Annotated in this window: 9 protein-coding genes; 2 read left to right on the forward strand and 7 right to left on the reverse strand. The window is 33.8% G+C overall.

Features of this window, described 5'->3' with window-relative positions:
* Positions 1 to 81 precede the first annotated feature (81 nt).
* The gene (locus J0X14_RS18885) at positions 82 to 306 is read left to right on the forward strand and encodes a helix-turn-helix domain-containing protein (RefSeq protein WP_207099389.1); all 225 of its coding nucleotides are present in this window, start codon (positions 82 to 84) and stop codon (positions 304 to 306) included.
* A 12-nt stretch (positions 307 to 318) separates the two neighbouring features.
* Complete coding sequence (locus J0X14_RS18890) at positions 319 to 1389, forward strand: protein rep (protein WP_207099390.1); 1071 nt, start codon at positions 319 to 321, stop codon at positions 1387 to 1389.
* Positions 1390 to 1947: 558 nt separating this feature from the next.
* Here J0X14_RS18890 and J0X14_RS18895 read toward each other — a convergent pair.
* The 7 genes from J0X14_RS18895 to J0X14_RS18925 all read right to left on the reverse strand — a co-directional run bounded on the left by J0X14_RS18895 (position 1948) and on the right by J0X14_RS18925 (position 5787).
* Positions 1948 to 2238: a barstar family protein gene (locus J0X14_RS18895; RefSeq protein ID WP_207099391.1), complete on the reverse strand. Its 291-nt coding sequence runs from the start codon at positions 2236 to 2238 to the stop codon at positions 1948 to 1950.
* Between the two features lie 211 nt (positions 2239 to 2449).
* Positions 2450 to 3091: a hypothetical protein gene (locus J0X14_RS18900; RefSeq protein ID WP_207099392.1), complete on the reverse strand. Its 642-nt coding sequence runs from the start codon at positions 3089 to 3091 to the stop codon at positions 2450 to 2452.
* 148 nt (positions 3092 to 3239) lie between these two features.
* Positions 3240 to 3569 carry a hypothetical protein gene (locus J0X14_RS18905; RefSeq protein ID WP_207099393.1) on the reverse strand — a complete coding sequence of 110 codons (330 nt, stop codon included), beginning with the start codon at positions 3567 to 3569 and terminating at the stop codon, positions 3240 to 3242.
* Positions 3570 to 3648: 79 nt separating this feature from the next.
* A complete protein-coding gene (locus J0X14_RS18910; protein ID WP_207099394.1) occupies positions 3649 to 3942 on the reverse strand; it encodes a hypothetical protein in 294 nt (97 codons plus the stop codon).
* An 11-nt stretch (positions 3943 to 3953) separates the two neighbouring features.
* Entirely contained in the window at positions 3954 to 4178 is a 225-nt protein-coding gene (locus J0X14_RS18915) for a hypothetical protein (protein ID WP_207099395.1), read from the reverse strand.
* A gap of 162 nt (positions 4179 to 4340) precedes the next feature.
* Complete coding sequence (locus tag J0X14_RS18920) at positions 4341 to 5228, reverse strand: ExbD/TolR family protein (RefSeq protein WP_207099396.1); 888 nt, start codon at positions 5226 to 5228, stop codon at positions 4341 to 4343.
* 145 nt (positions 5229 to 5373) lie between these two features.
* Positions 5374 to 5787: a hypothetical protein gene (locus J0X14_RS18925; RefSeq protein WP_207099397.1), complete on the reverse strand. Its 414-nt coding sequence runs from the start codon at positions 5785 to 5787 to the stop codon at positions 5374 to 5376.
* Positions 5788 to 5948: the final 161 nt, after the last annotated feature.

The raw sequence follows: 5948 nt of genomic DNA on the forward strand, positions 1-5948 counted from the left end.
GCCGCTCTTTCAAGGCTTCAAGGACCACCTTGGTCTTGAACTTCGGGGTGAATTTTCTTCGTGTCATATTCAGTAAATTTAATGATTAAACTTACTGCCCTAATTTTTGGGGTATCTACAGAAGAAGTCTATTTGAATGTCAAAGAAGCTGCTAAGTTTCTCAATGTATCTGAGCAATCTATCCACAACTATATCCGTGAAGGTAAAATTCCAGCTAAAAAAGTTGGCAGACCTTACCTCATATTGAAATCCAATTTGCTTGACAATTTGGGAGAAGTGAAGTCCTTAAGATATAAAAGGCCATAATCCCTTAATTACATGGCTTTAGACAGCTCAAAACCAAGTGCTATATATACATTAGCACAAGGTGGGACACAAGATTTCCTGCATAGTTTGTACAACACAACAATTACGGGAGTTGGAACTGCAATGGTTGATAATCCAGCCTTACTAAAAAGGGCTAACAAAAAGGTTGTTACCAATGCACTCGTTTTAGCCCTAATCGATGTGGCAACAGCTAATGGGGATTTCGGTTGGATTCAGAGGTATTGGAATACATATCATTGCCAAAATGAACTAACAAGTCACGATGGAAAAGTATATGGCAACTATTGCAAGAATCGATGGTGTACTACTTGTTGTGGTATTAGGAAGGCTGATTTTATCAACAGGTATTTTTCAACAATTAATGATTGGCCAGAACCACACTTGTTAACACTTACCACTAAAACGGTTAGAGCTAAAGAATTAAGTGCTAGAATCAGGCTGATGATTAAAAACTTCTCAAGAATTAAAGACAGGTGTTATAAACGTCACCGAAGGAGTGGAGGAATGAAACTGATTGGAACAAAGTCTTTAGAATGTAATTATAATGCTGCGAAAGGTTGGTATAACCCACATTACCACCTAATTGTACCCAGTAGACCAATGGCGCTATACATTAAACAGGAATGGACAAGGGAATGGAATAAGAAAGAGTTTATTGTTGGAGATAGAGGTCAGGATTTACGTCCAGTTGGAAATACGGAAAAAGACTTGATTGAGGTAATTAAGTACGGAGCCAAAATTCTTACTGACCCAAATCCTTACAATAAAAGAAAAAGGAAGAAAGGAGATTTGAAAGGACTCAAAATTTATGCAAACGCTCTACATAACATTTATAAAGCCTTTGATAAGCATCAATTATTCGTAAGCTTTGGATTCAATTTAGATCAAGCAAACAAAAATGCATACAGTACAAAAGAGGTGCAAGAATTTGAAAACTGGAGGTACAATGCCAAAGAAATGGACTGGATTAATACAATGACTGGTAAAAAATTGACTGAATACCAAATTGACTACCAACTGGAGAACCTTCTAAAAGAGTATATTGATTTAGAGCTTTTTTAATAATAATCAAATCAAACTGAAATTTCGAGGACTTACGTCCTTAAGCGGACTAGTAAGGTAGATTTTATAGTTGCCAACGGTTTCGGCTATGAGTAGTTGCGTGGGTTAGCACTTAATTTTGCAAGTACACACCAAGCTGAAAATCCGCGAGGATTTTCAGAAGTAGGCGAGAACAAGCAATTACTTATAGCCATTGTTGTGTGTAGTTTTTTATTCTACTTATTGTTTTTCAAGGTTTTTCTTTATTCCGAGTTTTATTAAATTCAGAATTCCCAATCCTGGTAAATACATAAAAATTCCGATTATTAAATATGTATAAGTTGTTCCAGCAATAAAACTGTCAAATTTAAAGTTCGCTGAATTCCATAACCAAGTCAGAAGAATTAAAATCAGTCCGATTATTCCTTGTATTATTAAGGATTTATTAATTGTTTTTATTAGTCCGATGAAGTTGAAGGATTCCCAAAGTCCGTCCTTTCGAGCATTCCAAATTATTGGAAGTCCGAAAAATATTATGACTAATATTGTTACAATTTCTATATTAGGAACAATCATTTTTTAATCTACTGCTATTATTAAATTCGGTTTTTCTTCTTGCTCTATTTTTCTATAATTTACAAAAGCTCCACACTCTAAAATAGCATTTAGTAATTCAGGTTTATTTTCTTTTAGAAACTTACCATTTTCAATTTTCAACAACGTTGGCTTTTCGGTCATTTCATCAATACAGTCAATCCAAGCATCCATATTTTCTCCATAATAATCTGGAAAATTTAATTCCGATTTAAATTCAGAGTGAAATGAATTCCAATCTGTTAGTTTTTTACCATCTATTTTGAATGTTATCATTTCGTTTCTCAAATTACACACAACGGTTCTCGGCTATGGTTTCGTTGTGGCTGGCGGCTGGTGAGCGACGGCGGTGGCCGGTGCGATTTTCCAGCGAGCCATAGCCGCGTTACGAAATCATTCCCTTTGGTTAATAGTTTTTTTAAAAATAGGGAATTTAGTTCAGGGTAGGAGGGAGCAATGAATTATAGCCAGTGTTACCATACGTTTTTTAGTCCTTCCGAATCGAGTTTGAATTTAAATCAAACCAACTCTTTGAAATTAGCTCTCCTTTTTCATTAAAAACTGCGGTCATTAGTGGAGCCCCCATATTGTAATAAGTTATAGATTTTACATGTCCATTTTCATGCCACTCTGTCCAGATACCATGTTCTAATCCACTTTCTTTTGCTCCTGATATTTTTGGATTTCCATTTTCATAGAATTCCAATATTTTCTGATTGAAAGGAATTGGTTCAATTGTTTTGTCCGTTCTTGTAAAATCCAATTTCTTTTTAAACAAGACTAAATCCCCCATTTCTTCCAGCGAAAATTGATTTTGGGAATATTCAAGTATTTTATATTTCCGTGTCCCTATTGTCAGTATCGAATCAGAAACCGAATAGTTTGCCTTGAATTGCCCAAAATCTTCTTTAATGTCAAGTACTCCATCTTTTTGAAAGAAGTAGATGCTTTTAGAAACATAATTTGATTCACTTTGCTTATCTGATCTTAACAAAAGTTCTGGATCCTGTTTGGGCTTTTCATGTTCCCATGTTCCAAGTACTTGATTTTTAAATAGTGTTTGTCCACTTGAAGTAATTGGCACAATAAGCAGAATTAAAAATAAAATATGATAAGTTGAGTTTTTCAAAATGTATGGTAACGGTTTGGCTATGATTTCGGCGTGGAATCGTCCGCAGGACTATTCCGCAGAGAAATCAAGCTAATTTAATGTTTTTACTTTCGGTTTTTGCACCATAGCCACGCTGAATTATAGCCGGTGTTGTACGCTGGCTTTTTTATTTAGTTATTGCTTGGTTTTTATAAACCGTCACAAACTTTTTAGCGTCGCTCATACTTTTCGGATAGTCAACATAATTTTCCTTATCCGCTAATCCGTTTCTATTGTCAATGTTTTTGTAAATGTGCTGATATGAAAATCCGTTTTCGATTAAAAATTTTGAAACTTGCCACGCTTTTAAATCCGATTTTTTTGGTGGTCGGAATTTATAGTTTACTTCTACCATTTTTTGTCCGCATTCAGGACAAGTAAATCCGCTCTGAATTTCAAAATCCGAGTTTTGATTAAATGCTTTTCTGCAATTCAGACAAACTTTTTTGTGTCCCATAATGTTTTTTTCAGCTTGCGTACAACGGTTGGGCTATGAGCAGTAGCGACCCGAAGGGCGCTATTGCTTATAGGTTTTGTTATGTGCCGTTTTTTATTTCTTTTTCTATTCTGCCCAAGTCTAATTCAAGTCCGTCCGTTTTAAAAATCTCCTTGAATGTTGCTCCAAAATATTTCTCGTGGGGCTTACTGACCAACCAAGTCAACTCGTTTTCCCTGCCGTCATACAAGAATTTGTGAAATTGTCCTTTTATTCGATAGGCAAGAATTCCATTTCCGAAACTGTGAGGCTCGTAATGATATTCTTGCAGTTCAAATTCAGCGATTGAAGCAATTTTAGCTTCAATGTCTTTTCGGAATTCTTCGAAGTTCATTATCGGGTTTATTATTTGATGAATTCCCAAGGAATTTCTTTTCTGAAAGTTTGGATGGATTCTTCCATTAGTTCGAGTGAAATGTCCTTTTTATAAACCGTAATCGTTCTAGTCTTTTCTGTGTCATCCCTAAAAATTTCCAATACCATTTCGTTGTTTCGATAAACTTCAATGCCAATTCCATCTCTTTCGTTTACATCACTGGCAATTTCAACTCTATCTGGTTTGATCTCCATTTCTGGTCGTTTTTAAATAGTGCACAACGGTTTTGTGTAAGCGTCAGTAACGGGAAAGTGCGCGAGTACTTTCCGCTGACGCACTTAATTTAGCAAAACGAGTTGAATTTCCGATTAGGAAATTCAGCCGTTATTGCGCTTACACGTTGTTAGGCAACGTATTTATTGTTCCACTATTTTTTGTGGATACATTTTTATTACTTCAGAAGCCTGTTCAGTTGTTAATTTGTCAAAATCGGTTTTATATTTCTTTCGAGATACTTTTTCCCTTAAAAATTTTATTTCTTCCACGATAATATTGCTTACTTCAATGTATGTTTTATACATCGTTTCTCTTTCTGTTTTAAGAGCAATTATTGACTCCGATTTATTCTTTGATTCATATTCTTTAACTAATTCCCTTAACTCTGTGAGATTAATTATTTTATCGTTTACTATAATTTCACCTTTCTCGTTCAAATATATTTTTAATGCTTTCTCTAAATTTACATTCTCGTTTTTGACTAAAGTTTGGGTGATTCCACTTGTTGTATTGGTAGCATCTAAAAGCACAAAAGTTTTTATTTTATAGTATTCCAATTCAAAATCCTTTTCATCTAAAACTGACAAAATTCCACTTGCAATATTTGAGGGCATTATGTCTCCATATGTTTTAATTGAATCAATTACAGTTTGTAATTTATAGACTTTGGTATTAAGATAATTATCCGAGTTGATTAAATCAACTTGACAATCCATTTGTTTATAAACGTCTTGGATTATTATTTCTTGAATAGAGTCCGTAAACGAGTAGTTATAATCAAATTCCACATCATTTTCTTTTTCTATTTTTTTAAATAGATTGATGTAACTTTTTCCTGTACTGTCAATCAATATTTTCTTTTTGATTAAGTAATTTTCAAATTCCTTTATTTCATTTTTTAGTTCTTTTCCGTTATCCTCAATTTGTTCGTAAGTGCAGTTTTGTAATTGAATTTCAATCCGTTCATTTTGAGAAAAGGCAAAGGTTACTGAAGAAATAAATATGATTATGAGTAGTTGTTTTTTCATATGTTGCCTAACGGTTCGTGTATGATTAGTTGCGGACTTTTCCAACGGAAAATGTCCACCTAGCTCTAAAGATAATTGATTGCAAAGGATTCCGTTTAAGGAATCCGACCGCAATTAATTATACACTGTGTTGTGCGTTCGGTTTTTAATTTTCCGCAATTAATTCAATCCGCTCGCAATTCAGTCGAAACATTTTTCCGTTTTCGAAAAGATAAATTATATCATCATTTTCATTCGGTTTTTTATGTTCCATAAATCCGTCATTTATTTCACGCGTTGATTTGTGAAAGAATGTAATTCCGCTTAATGTATTTTTGTCTTCTGGAAATTCCGAATTATCTCCATTCGTTGAATTTTTGAACGTAACATTTTTGTGTAAAAAAATCAGTTTTTCAAATTCATTTTCGTGAATCCAATCTCCAGTTGATTTTGTAAATACAATTCGGACGTCATTTTTTAATTCAGTTATTTCTTTAAACTCAAAATTGTTATGCAAGTCGATATGAATTCCATTTAATAGAACTGCATAGTTTTCTACAATTTCAAAATTTGTTTCCATACTGTGTAGCCTTACCCCTTTTGTAGCCTTCCCTAAAAATGTAGCCTTCCCTAAAAATAGGACAGCTTAAAATTAGAATTTTCTAACTTTAAATTTTAACTGTCACATGAAAAAAAGCAAGTTTACCGAGAGCCAGATCATTCGGGCACTTAAAGAGAACG

The sequence above is a fragment of the Allomuricauda sp. CAU 1633 genome, assembly GCF_017313225.1.
Taxonomy (GTDB): domain Bacteria; phylum Bacteroidota; class Bacteroidia; order Flavobacteriales; family Flavobacteriaceae; genus Flagellimonas.

Coding starts and splice junctions, on each gene's coding strand:
- J0X14_RS18885 (WP_207099389.1), top strand. CDS start 82: ATGATTAAACTTACTGCCCTAATTTTTGGGGTATCTACAGAAGAAGTC.
- J0X14_RS18905 (WP_207099393.1), bottom strand. CDS start 3,569: ATGGGACACAAAAAAGTTTGTCTGAATTGCAGAAAAGCATTTAATCAA.
- J0X14_RS18915 (WP_207099395.1), bottom strand. CDS start 4,178: ATGGAGATCAAACCAGATAGAGTTGAAATTGCCAGTGATGTAAACGAA.
- J0X14_RS18890 (WP_207099390.1), top strand. CDS start 319: ATGGCTTTAGACAGCTCAAAACCAAGTGCTATATATACATTAGCACAA.
- J0X14_RS18925 (WP_207099397.1), bottom strand. CDS start 5,787: ATGGAAACAAATTTTGAAATTGTAGAAAACTATGCAGTTCTATTAAAT.
- J0X14_RS18895 (WP_207099391.1), bottom strand. CDS start 2,238: ATGATAACATTCAAAATAGATGGTAAAAAACTAACAGATTGGAATTCA.
- J0X14_RS18920 (WP_207099396.1), bottom strand. CDS start 5,228: ATGAAAAAACAACTACTCATAATCATATTTATTTCTTCAGTAACCTTT.
- J0X14_RS18910 (WP_207099394.1), bottom strand. CDS start 3,942: ATGAACTTCGAAGAATTCCGAAAAGACATTGAAGCTAAAATTGCTTCA.